We start from the raw sequence: 16,924 nt of genomic DNA, 5'->3' as shown, positions 1-16,924 counted from the left end.
GTGGTTGAAGGAAACTTTGATATACTGGGCGATTGTCAATGACAGCATAAAGGTCAGGTTGAGGTTTGGCAAACAAAATTGAGCATATCAAAAATGTGAGTACAAAATAAAATTAATACTGGGGCATGTTCTCACCACTCGCTCATTTGGATAGCTATGAGTCGAATGACAAGTATGCCCTAAGTCAGTATTATAAAAGGTTTTTTCTATGATGTTATATGTTTGGTTTGTGATTGCAGGGGCGTTTGCTGGTGTCAGCGCAGGTTTGTTTGGCGTGGGCGGTGGCATGATTATCGTGCCTGCACTGGTCTGGATATTTACCGCTTACGACTTTTCGCCAGAAGTGATCACCCACTTGGCCATTGGTACGTCTCTTGCGACTATTGTGGTGACCTCGATCAGCTCACTGACGGCTCATAATAAGCGCGGCGGTGTGCGCTGGGAAGTATGGCGCAAGATGGCGCTTGGTCTAGTCATCGGTAGTCTGGTTGGCGCTGGTATCGCAGATATGATCGATGGACAGGCTCTACAAGCTATCATTGGTTTTGGTGCGCTATTGGTTGCCCTAAAGATGCTGTTCTTTTCTAATAAAGAGCAATTGGGCAAACCGTTGCCCCCTGCTGGTGTGCAGTTCGGTGCCGGTACGGGTATTGGTATGGCGTCATCCATCTTTGGGATTGGCGGTGGCAGCTTGACGGTACCGTTTCTGAACTGGGCGGGGCTACCGATGAAGCAGTCAGTCGGCACCTCGGCGGCGTGCGGTCTGCCTATTGCATTAGCTGGCGCTGCTGGCTTTGCTTGGTTCGGTCAAGACGTGGTCAACCTTCCTGAGGGCACTATTGGGTTTGTGCATGTCACAGGGTTTTTGTGCATTTCAGTGGTCAGTTTTGCGATGGCAAAGGTGGGCGCCAAGCTTGCCCACGTATTGCCTGCTTTGATGCTCAAGCGCGCGTTTGGCGTGCTACTGATATTTGCAGGAGGACAGTTGTTATTGAGTGGGCTGGGCATATTGTAGCCATCTCAAATTTTTATCGTAAAAAATGTAAACCATGAGACATTCTTAGTATGAAAGCAGCAGAAAAATATCGCCGTGTTTTTGGTTCAATACATCATTTGAAAGACCAGATATCATGGACGACTGGTCTTACGAACATGGTAGAGTTTTTGGCGTGGGAGCCAAAGCAAATTCTTGGTATTACCAAAAAGCAATACGTACGCCAAATCATCGAATGGGCGACCGATCCAGAGCTGGCAGGTAAAGACGTAGAAGAAATTGAACACGCTATCATCAAAAAGCTCAATACAAAAATGCATGAGTCTGAGCAGTTAGAGACCTATTCAACACAAAGGGTCGGTATCTGTCATCCGAGAGAAGCCACTCGCCGCGTCATGTTTTTTTCTGAAGAGTATCTTAATAAAGAGTTCGATATATTTTTGAGCTTATGTAGTGATGTCTATTTAGATTTATTTTATCAGCAATTTGTGACTTTTTCGACAGGTGGTACGTGGTCGACGCACGGCAATAGCGGCTTGTTTGAGGCCAGTACAGCGCTAAAAGCAATGTACATGGACAATTTGGCCTACAACCATCAGTCAAATATACTGATCGCCAATGAACTAAAATTTAACGGTCGAAAAAACCCAGATCAAATTCTAAAGTACTGCGTGATGTATGAGCATTTACTCGAGAACGGCTTTATCGAGAAAGGGGCAAAGTTTTTGCTGTTATTTATTGGCGGTGATGCGCTAGAGTATAACAAGCAGCGCCTCGTCGACCGAGAACTGGCACTGTGTCATAAAAGACCTAAGAAGTATCAGCACTTATTAAGACAAGAGCTGTTAGATATCGTCGATCATCTGCAAGTAGCCAGTCTCACGTGGTCATCATTGATTGCGTTCAATGATTGTTATCTAGCAGAAAACAATGTCTGCCAAGTAGAGCAAAAACTACTACAAGGGTTTCGCCAAAGCCTGCAATCAAAATCGTTTATGCACTTAGCGGTTTAACCCTAAAAACTCACGACAATTTCAGGTAGAATAGCCGCCTGTTTCCGCCATATCAACTGACTATTCATGCGTTTAAAATCCCTAAAACTGGCAGGCTTCAAATCTTTTGCCAACCCAACGACCTTTACTTTTCGTCATGGTATCACTGCCATTGTCGGACCAAATGGCTGCGGCAAATCCAATGTGATAGATGCCATTCGCTGGGTGCTGGGCGAAACCTCTGCCAAGCAGCTGCGCGGCGGGGCGATGAGTGATGTTATCTTTGCCGGTACGCAGGACAAAACGGCCAAGAGCGTCGCCAGTGTTGAGCTAACCTTTGAGCATACTCAGGATGAGCAGACGGGCATTCGCCATGAGTTTAACTTGTACCAAGAGCTGTCGGTTCGTCGTCAGGTAAATAAAGAAGGTCGCTCGGATTACTTCATCAATGGCACGCGATGTCGCCGCCGCGATGTCGTCGATGTGTTTTTGGGGACTGGGCTGGGTGCGCGCAGTTATGCGGTGATTGAGCAAGGCATGATTGGGCGTATTGTTGAATCTAGCCCTGTGCAGCTGCGTGAGTTTATTGAAGAGGCGGCTGGGGTTTCGCGCTATCAGGCGCGCCGCGAAGAGACGCAAAAGAAGCTTGAGAAAACAAGAGACAATCTAGCGCGTTTGCATGATGTGCAAAGCGAACTACTGCGCCAACAAAAGACACTGTCTAAACAGGCAGCGAGCGCACAGCGTTACGAAGAAATTGCGCTAACACTCGCTGATATAGAGCAGCAGCTTGCCATCCAGCAGCTCTATCAAGCCAAGCACAATCAGCAGCAGCAAAAAATAGCGCATCAGCGAAGTACCGCAGAAGTATCAACGCTGCAAGCTGATTATGACACGCTCAAAGCTCAGCAAGACAAGCTCACTGCACGTATCAATCAAGAGCAGTGGCTCAAGGACGATGCCCAAAGCGCGCATTACGAGCAGCAGCTCAGCTACCAAAACGCTGAGCACCAGTTGGGTGATGCCACCTCACAGTTGATGGCGATAGAGCAACAACGGTCTCAATTAGCGCAGCAGCGTGAACAAGCCCTTACTGATATCGAACGACTCAACGCCGAACAATCTGAGCAGCAGCAAGCGCTGGAATCATTACGTCCGCAGCTCGCTGAGCTAACCAGTAAGCGCGATAATGACAAGCGTAATGAGCAGCCGTTGCAGCGCGCATGGCATGACGCGCAAAACCAGCTGTCACGCTTACAGGATAAAGCACGCACACTTGAGCAGCAGCAAGCGATCAATACCCAAGCACAAAAACGTCATCATCAAAATCATGACAAATGGCAGCGCCGCGAGCAAAATTGGCAAAATCTCTGGCAGCAGCTACAGCAATCACTATCACCATCTGACAATGCTAATTCTAATGCTAATTCTAATGCTAATTCTAATGCTAATGCTAATTCTAATGCTAATTCTAATGCTAATGCTAATGCTAATGCTAATGCTGCTAGTGTCAATGCTAATACAAGTCAGGCAGATGATAAGCAAGACCTAAGTCAGGTGCTAGAAAAGCAAATCAATGAGCTGAGCAAACAGCTACAGCAGATTGAACGTCAAAAGGACGGTGTGGACGAGCGTCTATCTGACATGCAGCCGCAAGCACATCACTTGCAGCAACGACTGAACACGCAGCAACGCGAGCTGAGCGATGATGAAAAACGCCATGCGCTGCTGGCAGGCGAATACGACACCTTGCATCAGATATTGCACCCAAAATCTACACAACAGCCTGAGCAGCAACCATCAAAGACTCAATCTACCGCGACAGATAATACAGATAACGATGGTATACATCATCCGTTAGCTATCGCAACGCTGCGTGAGCAAATTGAGCTGAGTACAAAAGGGCAGGCGCACGCACAGCTACTCGATAGCATCTTGGGATTATGGCTAGACAGCCATGTGCTGGTTGCTAACCAACAAGCCAATCAAATCAAGCAAGCAAACGTTCATAACGCTAACGGCATTTCTCAAAAAGCTGATAGCTTGTGGCAAGCACTTGCGCCGAACGTCAATGATTTACTGACGTATCAAACCGTACAAAACACGTCAGCCAATACCAAAGATAAAGCAACAGCCGAAACAGGTCATAGCTTATGGCTGCCTACTGGGCAGAACGAAGTCAAAGACAATGCTTTTATCAGTGATTTACCAGATGGCTTGATTGATAAAGTGTTTCCACTATCGCAGTTGATTGCTGAGCCTACGCTTGCGCTATGGCAGCAGTGTTATTTATATACCGAGCAATTTACAACCAATCAGCATCGAAATATTCAGCAGCAAAGCATCGACGTACTTGCCGATGTCTTAAAGGCATTGCCGCCGTCAGCGATACTGCTTACTACCGATGGTTGGATGATCAGTCGTCATGGAACAACTAATCTGAGTAAGTTTGCTGGGGCGCAAGACAGACAGAACGAAGGCGGTAGCCAGTTCCTCACCCAGCGTTTGGCGCAGCGTAATCGTTTACAAGTATTAGAAGACTTGCTTGATGAGCTCGAAACGAGCATCGAAGATCAACAGCAAGCCATCGCCAAAAACCAGCGCGACTATGATGCGTTGATGGTCAGTCTAGAAGAAGCGCGTGCGCAAGCGGAGCAACTCACCCGTGATAAGCACAATTACCAGCAGCAACTGACGACCGAACGCGCCAACGCTGAGCGCTTGCAAGCGGATAGCCAACGTTTAAACGCTGAAAAAGTGACGCTTGAGCAAGAAGAGCAAGAACTGATACAAGAACAACAGACGCTTACGCATGAGCAGCGGCATATCGACAGCGAGATCGCTGCGCTCACACCGCAAATTGCAGAAGCACGCACCCGCACTCAGCAATTACAAGCGGAGCGCAGTGCGCTAAATCGTACCCGTCAAGCCGATGATGACGCATGGCAAGGCTTGCAGCTACGTATTCAGCAGCATGAGATACGTCTAGAAAATAATATCAACAGTCTGGCTCGTGCGACTGAGCAATATGACAAATCGTTAGAGAACGAGCAAACATTACAGACGCGTTATGAGCAGCAGCAGGCCAAACTGCCAGAGCTACAAGCCGCATTGCAGGGCGCCCAGACAGCTCGCGATGCACAGCAAGTATTATTGAGCGAGCGCGATAGCGTGTTAAGTGCCCTAAAGCAAACGTATACTCAACAGCAGACGGCATTTGATACCTTACAGAACACCTTGCAAGCGCAGCAGAGTGTGCTTGCCCAGCATGCAACTGAACTGGCGCTAAGCGCAGCACGGTTAGACGATGCCATTGCGCATACGCAAAGTGCTCTAGAAGCTTATGCGCGCGTGAGTGATAAGTACAAAGCAAAAGCTGCGCACACACAGCAGCAAAGCATGAGCGTCTCAAACCTGCTAGCAGATTTCATCGCTCATGATCGCCGCGTCCGTCTAGACAAAATCGCTGAGCTAGAGTCCGAGCGAGCCAAGTTAACCCAGCAGTTAAGTAAGATTGGGCCAGTCAATTTGGCAGCAGTGGCAGAGCTTGCTGAGGTCAATGAACGCCTAGAGCCACTTGCTCAGCAGACGACAGATATTGCGGCTAGTATGCAGACGTTGACTGATGCGATTGCCTCTATCGATGAGACGACTAAGACGCTATTTATGCTGACACTTGATGCAGTCAATAACGAGCTGTCCAATTTATTTGCCAAAGTATTCGGCGGTGGACAGGCTAGCCTAACATTGAATACGGACGAGATGCCCACGGATACGCCAAAGTCAGAGCAATGGCGGGCAGGGTTGACCCTAATGGCGCAGCCTAAGGGCAAACGCAACAGTCGCTTAGCGGTACTGTCTGGCGGTGAAAAGACCCTTACTGCGCTGAGTTTGATTTTTGCGATATTTAAGCAGCATCCTGCACCGTTCTGTGTGCTAGACGAAGTCGATGCGCCGCTCGATGATGCCAATGTTGCACGCTTTACCAGTCTCATCCATGAGCTGGCAGATGACTTGCAGTTTATCTTTATCAGTCATAATAAACTGACCATGCAAATTGCTGATGAGCTAAAAGGTATCACGATGCCCAGTGCAGGCATTTCTACACTAGTCAGTGTGTCGCTCGATGAGGCCGCGCGTTACGTAGAGAGCTAATGCAAAAGCCCGACAGCAAATAGGTTATGAGAATCAGAGCAATGCAAATATAATCAATCCATTAGCATAAGTGCAAATAAGCTTGACCTCAGCCAAGCATACTGGTTATAAAGTACACAATGTGGTGACGATATAGATTAGCCATGCTAGAATATTGCCATTTATGCTCGTTTGTGTATTCCCTTTTGTTATATATACTAGGATGTATTTATCATGACCGTTATTCAGTTTATATTGATTGCCATTGCCGCGTTTATCGTGCTTGCAGGGCTGTTTATGGTCATTCGCAGTTTTAAGCGCCGCGGTAATGCTGAAGCGGCAGCGGTTAATTATGACAAAAACGGTATTCCTATCATACCGCGTCACGAGCGCAACATCGTCGATCAGCCAGATTTTGATGATACGGTCGCGGGCGAGACGAGTATCGGCCCTGACCGCAGCTATCTCAATGCTGTCGTCGAAGAAGAGCCACTGACTCAGCCTCATACCAATGTCGATGCACAGCTGACGGCTGAGCGCAACCATGTGGCAGATACCGAGCATGACGTTATAGATGATGCAGACTACGCACGCTGGCAAGAGGAGCAGCAACGTAGCGATGATACTGAGTTCTTAGCTGCTGCTGACCAAATGCAAGTCGAGCAAGAGCCTGATGCATTCTCAAGCCTGATGTCAGCAACAGATAGTTTGATGCCCTCAATCGACACCGCAGAAGAACCAAGCTTTGAGAATAATAGCCCAGTACTTGATCAGCATCTATCCGCAGCTGACGATGATGCGCAAAACGGCCCGTTGATCAATGCCAAAGACAACATCAATATCACTATCCTGCCGCACCAGTATCGTGATCGTCCAGCCTCAACTATCCGTGGTCGCGATCTATTAGCGTTGATTGACAAATATGGTTTGCGTTATGGTGCGATGAATATGTTCCATCGCTACGAGCAAAAAGACGGCACTGGTATGCTGTGGTTCAGTATGATGGGTATCACCGATAGCGGTATCGCGCCATTTGATCCGCATAGTGTTGCCACCAACACTTACAACGGCGTAGTCGTATTCTTATCATTGCCGCATCCACAAGCCGTGCGTAGCTTTGATAGTATGATGAGTATTGCTTATATGATGGCAAGCGATTTAGACGCCATTATGCTGGATGAAGAGAACGAACCAATCACCCCTGAATATAAGCAGCAGCTGCGTAACCAAGTTCGTGATTATGAAGGCTAAAAACTTAAAGGCTTAAAAGCTACGATAGTTAAAAGTTGACTAGCATAAGCAATCATAAAGAAGGCAAATAGCGATTAACGTTATTTGTCTTTTTTAATGTACTCTAGTTGCTGCAAAATAGTAGAGTTGGTTAATGATAATTTAGATACAAGGAAGGCGGATGAAAGCACTACACATAGTAGACTGAGTGAGCCTAACACAGTATCTGATTTATATCGGATTGACTATACCGAGCATCCTGCAAACTTGTTATCATATCGACATCTTGAATGACAAAAAAGACGCCGACTATGACTGACGCCACCTCATCAAATAATTCTAAAAACCTATCTGCTCAAGTAGAAAACCAGATTCCTGCGACATCTAATATGCCCAGTTCAACCGATAGCAGCAATAATACAGAGGTTGTCTCAAAAATGCGGTCGCTGATCGACGCGATAAAAACGCATAATTACGCTTACTATGTACTTGATAATCCGATATTAGAAGACAGTGAATACGATCAATTGCGTCGCTCATTGCTAGAGGTCGAAGAAGCCTATCCAGACCTGATACAACCTGACAGTCCGATCAATCAAGTTGGCGATGTGCCGCTCTCAGCCTTTACTCAAGTCACGCATGACATTCCGATGCTGTCACTGGGCAACGTCTTTGAATATGATGATTTGCGCGATTTTATGCGCCGTGTCAATGATCGTCTGAGCGACTCGCAGCAAAACCCCAAATACGAGATGGAGCTAAAGCTTGACGGACTGGCAGTCTCACTGAAGTATGAGCACGGCAAGTTTGTGCAAGCGGTCACGCGCGGTGACGGGCAGACAGGGGAGGACATTACGCAAAATGCCAAAACCATTCGTAATTTGCCACTATGGATAGCTGATGCGGCTGATATTGCGCTGTTAGAAGTGCGCGGTGAAGTACTGATGCCAAAGGCAGGGTTTGAGCGTCTGAATCGCTTAGCAGAAGAAAATGAAGGTAAAACTTTTGCCAATCCGCGCAATGCCGCCGCTGGTAGCTTACGTCAGCTCGATCCTGCTATCGCGGCCAGTCGTCCATTGGCATTTTACGGCTATTCGGTCAATCAAGGCTTGCCTGAGAATATCGATACCCAGTCTGCGGCGCTGGCATGGCTCACCGAGCTTGGCTTTACCGTCAGCGCCGTAGAAGTGGTCGCCAATCCACGCGCCGCGCAGACCTATTATGAGTCTGTGATAGAAGGGCGTGGCGATCTACCGTTTGAGATTGACGGTATGGTCATCAAGGTCAATAGCCTTGCGTTACAGCAGCAGTTAGGCTTTTTATCCCGCGAGCCGCGTTGGGCAACGGCCTATAAATTCCCCGCCGAAACCGTGATGACGCGTCTCAACGATATCGAATGGCAAGTCGGACGGACAGGGCAGATCACCCCAGTCGGTAAGCTCGAACCTGTCAAAGTTGGCGGCGTCACCGTCAGCAATGTCACCTTGCATAACTTTGGTGAGATCCAGCGTCTGGATGTACGAGCAGGTGACACAGTCAGTGTGCACCGGGCAGGCGATGTTATCCCTAAAGTCACACGCGTCTGGCACGATCAGCGCCCAGCCGATAGCACGCCAGTAACCTTACCCTCGACTTGCCCTGTCTGCGACTCGCCTGTTGTCCTACCAGAAGATGAAGCATTGGCGCGCTGTACAGGTGGTCTGTTTTGCCCCGCGCAGCAGACCGAAGCGCTGATTCACTTTGTCTCGCGCCGTGCGATGGATATTGATGGACTTGGCGCCAGTTGGCTCATTAGCTTTTTTGAGCATGGTCTGGTCAAAACGGTCGCTGATATCTATCAGTTGCACAACCATGCAGATGAGATGGTCACCTTTGAAAAACTGGGTGAAAAATCGGTACAAAACATCATCAACGCTATCGAAGCCAGCAAGCATACGACATTGGCTCGCTTTATTTACGCGCTGGGTATTCGCGGTGTCGGTGAAGGTACGGCGCAGAACTTTGCTCAGCAGTTTGGTGACTTAGATAGTCTAATGTCGGCCAGTATTGAGACCTTGATAAAAACGCCAGATGTCGGAGAAATCACTGCCGAGCTGACCTATAAGTTCTTCCGTGCCCCGCACAATATCGAAGTCATTACTGCACTACGTGAAGCTGGCGTCCATTGGAATAAGGTCGAGCAGGTCGCATCAGAAGGGCTACCACTCGATGGGCAAACGTGGGTCATCACAGGTTCGCTCGATAGTATGGCGCGTGATGAAGCCAAAGCCAAACTGCAAGCACTAGGCGCAAAAGTCTCGGGCAGCATCTCAGCCAAAACCACGGCGCTACTGGCAGGGGATAAGGCTGGCTCTAAGCTCACCAAAGCGGAAAAACTGGGTGTAAAAGTAGTGGGCGAAGATGAGTTTTTGGCGATGGTTGGGGGGTAGGTTTAGCTTCAACTGAGATTTATAGATGCGCTAGGCGCTACCACTTGCAAATATTGGATGATGCTTTATGAAAACAATAATACAAGATGCCAGCCAGCGCGAAATTGGTTGTTTTGTTAAAGGAACATCAGTCAGAGTAGAGGGGCCAAATAGGTTTAGCTACAAACCGATACAAGATATCGAAGTGGGTGACAAAGTACTATCAGCACCTGAAAATGGTATCGGAGAGCCTGTCTTTAAACGAGTGACCAAAACCTTTAATTTTGAAAACAAAGAGATATGGTACGTTGGATTTATTGATATCACGCGCCCAGCTCTAACAGATGTAAGAGATATAGAGGATATCCATTATGCAATGACACCAAGACACGTTGGTGTCACGCCTAATCACCCTTTTATGATCGTGGGTAAAGGATATCATACTGACCGAGATCGTTCGCTCGTTGGACCGCCAGAGGATTTAGCGTTACTTGATACACCTGAATGGAGACGTGCAGACCAGCTAACGTTTGGAGATGTACTGTTGAATCCAGAAAATGGCAATCATTATGCAGTAGTCGCCGCTAAACCCTTATACCAGTACGGGAGTGATCAGGTCGATAATGTGGCATGGATGCATGCCACACCTTACTATGCTCACGCTGTAGAAGATACTGAAGATATGGAGGAAAGTTTAAGCAAAGGGACATTGTTTAATATGGACGATATCAATGAATATTTCGGTGCATTTCGATATGCGGACATTTCCTGCGATAACTACAATGTCACCACTCATGATGATGGTACAGAGTCTTATATTCCTTTTACCACGACGGTATATAACCTTGAAGTTGAGGATTACCATACCTACTGTATTGGTGGTACTTATCAGATCATGGTTCACAATACCAACTGCGGTACTGACAACCCCGAAAATTTTCTACTTGAATATATTGCGCCCAAACGTATGCTTGGCGATGGTTATGCTGACTTAAATATGGACGGACGCAAGTGATGGAGCGTAGGGTGCGCTCAGCGCACCTAGAGAAATAAACTACTTTAATTTATCTGAAAAACGCTATAAAAAACCAATTGAATCATTACCCCAGACTTCTACATAAAAACCTTGCCGTATATATAACGATGAGATATATCTTAGCCTTCTACTCCGCCATCTCACCATGAGCCTTCGCATCACCTTTTTTACCATCAGGTTTGATCTCAATGGGCAACACCAGACCTTTGGCAAAGTCATCAGACAGCACATAATCATAGCTGCTGGCAGCGACATCGGGCGTGGTATGAATGATAAGCGTCATCTCATTGCCATCGGTCAGCTCATGTGAGACATAGGTTTCGCTCAGCTGATCCAAGACTTTAGACAGGGCTTCGTTACTTGCCATGCTGATAGTAAGGTTGTGCTGTGCGGTCGCCGCATCCACTTTGAAAAACTCAGCATAGTCTCGGACGTTTTGACTATCGATCGCAAATGGATACTTGTAGTTGGTGGGGTCAGCAGGCTTTGCACCGCTGTCTACCAGTGACCAGTCTACCGTGTTGGCAGCCAGTTTGCCTTCTGCTGTCGATGACTCGGCTGTGGTATCTGCAGTCGCTACCGTGTTCGCTGCTTGATCAGCAGTATCGACGGAGTCGGGGGTGTTATCGCAGGCTGTCAGCGCCCACATACTTACCGTTGCCACTACCATCATACTTATCAGACGCTTCGCCATCGAGTTATCCTTTTTGTTTTTACTTACTTTGCTATCGTTTGATACTGATTGCTGCTTATAGATTATTTGTACCCTGTAGTATATAGAGACATAATCTATAAATACTATTTTGACAGGTTTCTTAGCGGTTCTCTAGCAAAAAGCGTCAGTGACCAATTTTTGAGCCAATGCTAGAGCTAGAACGGATAGCTGTAGTTGTTTCATAGCCATAGCCTTAGAGCCATAATCATAATCAAAAAACTATCGATCGAACGGGCACAAAAAAGCAGCCACTATCTAGTGACTGCTTTATTTTTTAATAGGTTTCTGCTTATCTTTGGCGGACTAGATTTGGCAGTTTACTTTGTATTCTTTCCCGTTTGCCCATTTCATCGCAAAGATACCTTTATCGTCTTTCATGTGCCATGCATAGATAACTTCAGGATTTGAGTCGTTGACATAGCTTGCGACGTCACCCTTAACACCACCGTTCAAGACGACTGGCTGCTCTGCCCATTTTACTTTAGGTAATGTGGCATTGACCATGACTTGCTCTTTATTGATAGATTGCTTTGCCATGATTTTGCTGCCGTCAGTACAGGTGTAGGGTGCTGGTGCCATGCGATCATAAGCCGCGGTTACCTTTTCGGTGACGGGTGTATCAGTGGTTTCTGGAGCCGTCGTAGCACAAGCGCTCAATAGGGCAAGGGCTGGTAGGGCGGTTGCGATTTTAGTTATCATGTTCATGGTTCTCTCCAGAGTTTGTCACTGATGTCATTCGATTATATTTATTTAGGCAGGTAGCCTATGAGGGTTATAGTAGCGAAAACGAACTATTTCAGTGTTAGAAATTGTTTATTACCTGTTAGCTTGGTTACCTAATCCATGACTAATGTAACTTATGATTCTAGATGTCCTTAATACTGAGTGTTACTAACCCTAGGTGCCATGAGTTCTAGGTGTTTTTAATTGTAGATACTATCAACTGCATATGTTCTATGAAGTAAAGGCAGTAAATCAAAAACACCGATTGTAGTGGGTAGTACTGCTCAGTTTGTTCATAAAAAATCGCTCAAGCCAGTACATAAAAAAGCGCCTATCAACGAATTGTCGATAGACGCTTTTTTGATGAACTAAACACGCTCTAAACTGAGCATGTCTTTGTATATCGTTAACGCTACTTGGTTTTGCGCGGTGGCAGACCAGTATGCTGAGTTTGGAAGTTGCCTTTACTGACTTTTTTCTTGGTATTTTTTCCGGCAGCGTTTTTGCTTGTGCCAGCACGGTTTGAGGTGTTAGGCTTTGACGAGTTGTTGCTACGCTTCACCGAGTCATTGCCTAGGCGGCTGTTCTTTTTGCGTGCGGATTGGTAGCTGTCTTGCGCCGCGTCACGCCCTTCTAAACTGGCGTTAAATGGTGGAATCAAGCAGCCACGGTTTTTACCAATCAGATCGCTACGCCCCATGTCTTGTAGCGCTTTACGCAATAATACCCAGTTTTTTGGATCATGATAGCGCAGGAACGCTTTATGAAGTTTGCGCTGCTTGCCAGACTTGACGATATCCATATCACCTTCATCACGGCTAACCTTGTGTAGCGGGTCTTTGTGCGTGTGATACATGGTGGTCGCGGTCGCCATTGGGCTTGGATAGAATGCCTGTACTTGGTCAGCACGGTAGCCATTGTTTTTTAGCCACAGCGCAAGGTTCATCATGTCTTCATCTTTCGTACCCGGGTGGGCGGCGATGAAATAAGGAATCAGATATTGCTCTTTGCCTGCTTCCTGGCTGAACTGCTCAAACATGGCTTTGAATTGATCATAGCTGCCCATGCCCGGCTTCATCATTTTTGAAAGCACGCCTTCTTCAGAATGCTCAGGGGCAATCTTGAGATAACCGCCGACATGATGGCTGACCAGCTCTTTGACGTATTCAGGGTCTTTTACCGCCAGATCGTAACGCAAACCTGAGGCGATAAGGATTTTTTTCACGCCTTTGATATCACGCGCTTTGCGATATAGTTTGGTCAAGTTACTGTGATCGGTCAGCAAATTTTCGCAGACATCAGGATAGACACATGACGGCTTACGGCAGTTCTTTTCAATAGTCTCATCCTTACAGCTTAGACGATACATATTGGCCGTGGGACCGCCAAGGTCAGATATCACACCAGTGTAGTTAGGGGCGGTATCACGAATCGCTTCGACTTCGCGCAAGATCGACTCTTCTGAGCGGTTTTGAATAATACGCCCTTCGTGCTCGGTGATCGAGCAGAACGTACAACCACCAAAACAGCCACGCATGATATTGACCGAAAACTTGATCATGTCATAAGCAGGGATGCGCGCATCGCCATAGCTTGGGTGCGGCAGGCGGGCATACGGCAAGTCAAACACATAGTCCATCTCTTCTGTTGAGAGTGGAATCGGTGGCGGGTTCAGCCAGACATCGATAGAGGTATGCGAGTTACCTGCACCGCTGCTGTGACGCTGTACGAGCGCGCGAGCATTACCCGGATTGGTCTCTAAATGCAAAATACGGTTGGCATGGGCATAGAGTACAGGATCAGATTTGACATGCTCGTAATCAGGCAGACGAATCACCGTTTCTTCACGTGGCGGCATTTTAATCTTATGCTTGCGGGCGGTTTTTGGCTTATCAAACACATTGTCAAAGCCGCGCATTTGTACCACTTGCGTGTCGGTGTCTACCTGATCGGCATTGATGACTTTGTCTGTAACTGGCTCAGCGACAAAACCCTGATACTGTGATGACATAGATGACGGCATCGCTTGCCCAACAGGCGAGTCCGATGGTTTGTTTTGCTCAATTGAGCAGCTGTCAACATCTTCGGTCATGACATACGGGTTGATGATGGGATCGACACGGCCAACGGTATCGACATCGTTACTGGCGACTTCTGTCATGCCTGCTTGCCAATGGCGGCGAGTTGGTGTCAATAGGTATGACGTACCGCGCAATTTGCTCATTTGCTCGAAGCTATAGCCTTTTGACAGACCATGTACCACATCGACAATGGCACGCTCCGCATTACCATATAGTAAGACATCGGCGCGAGCGTCCAGCAGGATACTACGGCGGACTTTATCTGACCAATAATCATAATGCGCGATACGGCGTAAGCTACCCTCGATACCGCCTAAGATGATCGGCACATCAGGATAGGCCTCACGGCAACGCTGACTATAGACGATAGCGGCGCGATCAGGGCGTTTGTTGGCGACGTTGCCAGGAGAGTAGGCATCATCGCTACGGATTTTGCGATCGGCTGTATAACGGTTGATCATGCTGTCCATGTTGCCTGCGGTCACGCCATAAGCATAGACCGGCTTGCCAAGCTCCATAAAGGCGTCTTTGCTCTTCCAATCTGGCTGCGCGATGATACCCACACGAAAGCCTTGTGACTCGAGCAAGCGACCGATGATTGCCATACCAAAGCTTGGGTGATCGACGTAGGCATCGCCTGAGATGATGATGACGTCACAAGCATCCCAGCCCAGATCGTCCATCTCTTTGCGGCTCATCGGCAAATAAGGCGCCGGCTCGTAGCAGCTCGCCCAGTGTTTGTCATAATCATAAAGTGGCTTGGTGCCTTGTTTAAAGGCAGTGCGGGCGATGGTATCGGCAGACATGGGCGGACCTGTTAATTAGAAAATGGCACTAAAAATACGTCCCTTATCACTCAATGATAATAAAGGCGAATTTAAAAGCGCTCATTTTAACATGAATCAACCTCACTATGCGACCTATTCTACGATGGGCGATTGCCGATAAGTTATTGATAGCGCGAGATAAACTGCAGTGACAAAGTAAGCCGCCAGTACAGCAGGGTAGCGATAAAAATAACCCAAGCTGAGCAGCAATATCATCAGCGCGACAAACCCATTTCTCACACATTTTCTCATGTTTGTTAGCCGTTCTAATTTTTCTCCACAGATTCTGGCATAGGTTTTGCTCCGACTCTATCAGGGCTTATTTGTGTGCCTCTATGAGTGAAAATGGTGCACCGATAACATTTAAAGGGTTGGATAAGTGTTTGGAGATAAAATGAGAACATCATCTGTTGGGCTAGATGTGACAAAGAAAATATGTGGGTCATTACCGCGTAATATGCTCATGCTGAGTACGCTATTGTTTGGCGCGATGGGCCATGCACAAGCTGCTGAGGCAGATACATTGTCGGTGGCGCAGCTGCTCGAATACCAGAACATTGCTTGGATTATCTGGGCTGGGGTGTTGGTGTTTTTTATGCAGGCAGGTTTTGCATTACTAGAGAGCGGATCAGTACGCGCAAAAAATGCAGTAAACGTGATGATGAAAAACTATACCGATATGTGTATCGGTGGTTTGGCGTTTTATTTGGTTGGCTTTGGGCTGATGATGGGCACCAATAGCTCTGGATTTGTGGGTACTGATAATTTTATGCCAACTGCCTTGTCCAATATGGACTGGGCACTGATGTTCTTTCAGATGATGTTTGCGGCGACCGCAGTGACGATTGCGAGTGGTGCGATGGCAGAGCGCGTCTCGTTTTTCGGTTATGCGATAGCAGCTTGTTTGATTTGTTTGTTTATCTATCCTGTGTTTGCCAGCTGGGTCTGGGGCGGCTATTTTGGCGGGTCAGGCTGGCTCGCTGCGCGTGGTTTTATTGATTTTGCTGGCTCGACGGTGGTCCATTCTATCGGCGGCTGGTTGGCACTGGCAGGTGTCTTAGTTATCGGACCGAGACTGGGCCGTTTTGCACCTGATGGGACGCCGCGATTGATCGCAGGGCATAACATGACGCTACTGGCGCTAGGCGGGTTTATCTTGTGGTTTGGCTGGTTTGGGTTCAATGCTGGATCGACCCTGTCTATCACAGGCGATATCGGTCTTATCGCGGTCAATACTTTTGTCGCCGCAGTCAGTGCTGTAGTGAGCTATATGCTGATCTCTCGAACACTGAACAAAGCAATCTTGCTCAGTGATAGTGTCAATGCCAGTTTGATCGGACTCGTGTCTATCACGGCAGGCTGTGCCACAACGACGCCTTTATATTCTATTATTATCGGTGCCGTAGCGGCCGTGGTCTATATATTGTCTACGCAGGCGCTACTAAAGCTCAAGATAGACGATGTGGTCTCAGCAGTGGCCGTACATGGCTTCGGCGGCGTGTGGGGTACACTTGCGGCTGGGCTGTTCTATACAGGGGATTTATTTAATTTATCACGGCTGGGCGTGCAGGCGCTGGGTGTCGGTGTGGCTTTGGTATGGGCATTAGGGCTGGGTCTTATTATGTATAAGCTGATTGATCTGAGCTTTGGATTAAAGGCGAGCCGTTTACATGAGCAGCGTGGTCTTGACTATACCGAGCATGCAGAGCTGGGTTACCCTGAGTTTCAAAAGCAAATGTTTGATGCTAAAAGTCTAACAGAGCGTCACTTATAGGAGAGAGCTG

10 protein-coding genes are annotated in these 16,924 nt (G+C 47.5%); 7 read left to right on the top strand and 3 right to left on the bottom strand.

What is annotated here, in order from left to right; genetic code table 11:
* The first annotated feature begins 211 nt into the window (after nucleotides 1-211).
* From AC5JP1_RS08175 to AC5JP1_RS08150, 6 genes are all read left to right on the top strand, one after another.
* Entirely contained in the window at nucleotides 212-1,015 is an 804-nt protein-coding gene (locus AC5JP1_RS08175; RefSeq protein ID WP_319051233.1) for a sulfite exporter TauE/SafE family protein, read from the top strand.
* A gap of 50 nt (nucleotides 1,016-1,065) precedes the next feature.
* Entirely contained in the window at nucleotides 1,066-2,007 is a 942-nt protein-coding gene (locus AC5JP1_RS08170) for a hypothetical protein (RefSeq protein WP_493843755.1), read from the top strand.
* Nucleotides 2,008-2,073: 66 nt separating this feature from the next.
* Entirely contained in the window at nucleotides 2,074-6,141 is a 4,068-nt protein-coding gene (locus tag AC5JP1_RS08165) for an AAA family ATPase (RefSeq protein WP_493843754.1), read from the top strand.
* A 213-nt stretch (nucleotides 6,142-6,354) separates the two neighbouring features.
* Complete coding sequence (locus AC5JP1_RS08160; protein ID WP_493843753.1) at nucleotides 6,355-7,371, top strand: cell division protein ZipA; 1,017 nt, start codon at nucleotides 6,355-6,357, stop codon at nucleotides 7,369-7,371.
* Nucleotides 7,372-7,739: 368 nt separating this feature from the next.
* Nucleotides 7,740-9,779 carry an NAD-dependent DNA ligase LigA gene (gene ligA, locus AC5JP1_RS08155; RefSeq protein ID WP_493844456.1) on the top strand — a complete coding sequence of 680 codons (2,040 nt, stop codon included), beginning with the start codon at nucleotides 7,740-7,742 and terminating at the stop codon, nucleotides 9,777-9,779.
* Between the two features lie 67 nt (nucleotides 9,780-9,846).
* Nucleotides 9,847-10,773 (top strand): Hint domain-containing protein, encoded by a 927-nt coding sequence (locus AC5JP1_RS08150; RefSeq protein ID WP_493843752.1) that lies wholly within the window; start codon nucleotides 9,847-9,849, stop codon nucleotides 10,771-10,773.
* Nucleotides 10,774-10,921: 148 nt separating this feature from the next.
* Here the strand turns inward: AC5JP1_RS08150 and AC5JP1_RS08145 are convergent, their stop codons facing one another.
* From AC5JP1_RS08145 to AC5JP1_RS08135, 3 genes are all read right to left on the bottom strand, one after another.
* Nucleotides 10,922-11,488 (bottom strand): hypothetical protein, encoded by a 567-nt coding sequence (locus AC5JP1_RS08145; RefSeq protein ID WP_493843751.1) that lies wholly within the window; start codon nucleotides 11,486-11,488, stop codon nucleotides 10,922-10,924.
* A gap of 324 nt (nucleotides 11,489-11,812) precedes the next feature.
* The gene (locus AC5JP1_RS08140; RefSeq protein WP_493843750.1) at nucleotides 11,813-12,214 is read right to left on the bottom strand and encodes a hypothetical protein; all 402 of its coding nucleotides are present in this window, start codon (nucleotides 12,212-12,214) and stop codon (nucleotides 11,813-11,815) included.
* Between the two features lie 430 nt (nucleotides 12,215-12,644).
* The gene (locus AC5JP1_RS08135; protein ID WP_493843749.1) at nucleotides 12,645-15,119 is read right to left on the bottom strand and encodes a YgiQ family radical SAM protein; all 2,475 of its coding nucleotides are present in this window, start codon (nucleotides 15,117-15,119) and stop codon (nucleotides 12,645-12,647) included.
* Nucleotides 15,120-15,597: 478 nt separating this feature from the next.
* Between AC5JP1_RS08135 and AC5JP1_RS08130 the strand changes: the two genes are divergently transcribed.
* Nucleotides 15,598-16,914: an ammonium transporter gene (locus AC5JP1_RS08130; RefSeq protein WP_493844455.1), complete on the top strand. Its 1,317-nt coding sequence runs from the start codon at nucleotides 15,598-15,600 to the stop codon at nucleotides 16,912-16,914.
* Nucleotides 16,915-16,924: the final 10 nt, after the last annotated feature.

The sequence above is a fragment of the Psychrobacter sp. H29 genome (genome assembly GCF_059073055.1).
This window is presented reverse-complemented; position numbering and strand designations above follow the sequence as displayed.

Excerpts from the sequence above, each read along its gene's own strand:
- AC5JP1_RS08175 (WP_319051233.1), top strand. The coding sequence starts at position 212 with ATGTTATATGTTTGGTTTGTGATTGCAGGGGCGTTTGCTGGTGTCAGC.
- AC5JP1_RS08170 (WP_493843755.1), top strand. The coding sequence starts at position 1,066 with ATGAAAGCAGCAGAAAAATATCGCCGTGTTTTTGGTTCAATACATCAT.
- AC5JP1_RS08165 (WP_493843754.1), top strand. The coding sequence starts at position 2,074 with ATGCGTTTAAAATCCCTAAAACTGGCAGGCTTCAAATCTTTTGCCAAC.
- AC5JP1_RS08160 (WP_493843753.1), top strand. The coding sequence starts at position 6,355 with ATGACCGTTATTCAGTTTATATTGATTGCCATTGCCGCGTTTATCGTG.
- ligA (WP_493844456.1), top strand. The coding sequence starts at position 7,740 with ATGCCCAGTTCAACCGATAGCAGCAATAATACAGAGGTTGTCTCAAAA.
- AC5JP1_RS08150 (WP_493843752.1), top strand. The coding sequence starts at position 9,847 with ATGAAAACAATAATACAAGATGCCAGCCAGCGCGAAATTGGTTGTTTT.
- AC5JP1_RS08145 (WP_493843751.1), bottom strand. The coding sequence starts at position 11,488 with ATGGCGAAGCGTCTGATAAGTATGATGGTAGTGGCAACGGTAAGTATG.
- AC5JP1_RS08140 (WP_493843750.1), bottom strand. The coding sequence starts at position 12,214 with ATGAACATGATAACTAAAATCGCAACCGCCCTACCAGCCCTTGCCCTA.
- AC5JP1_RS08135 (WP_493843749.1), bottom strand. The coding sequence starts at position 15,119 with ATGTCTGCCGATACCATCGCCCGCACTGCCTTTAAACAAGGCACCAAG.
- AC5JP1_RS08130 (WP_493844455.1), top strand. The coding sequence starts at position 15,598 with ATGCTCATGCTGAGTACGCTATTGTTTGGCGCGATGGGCCATGCACAA.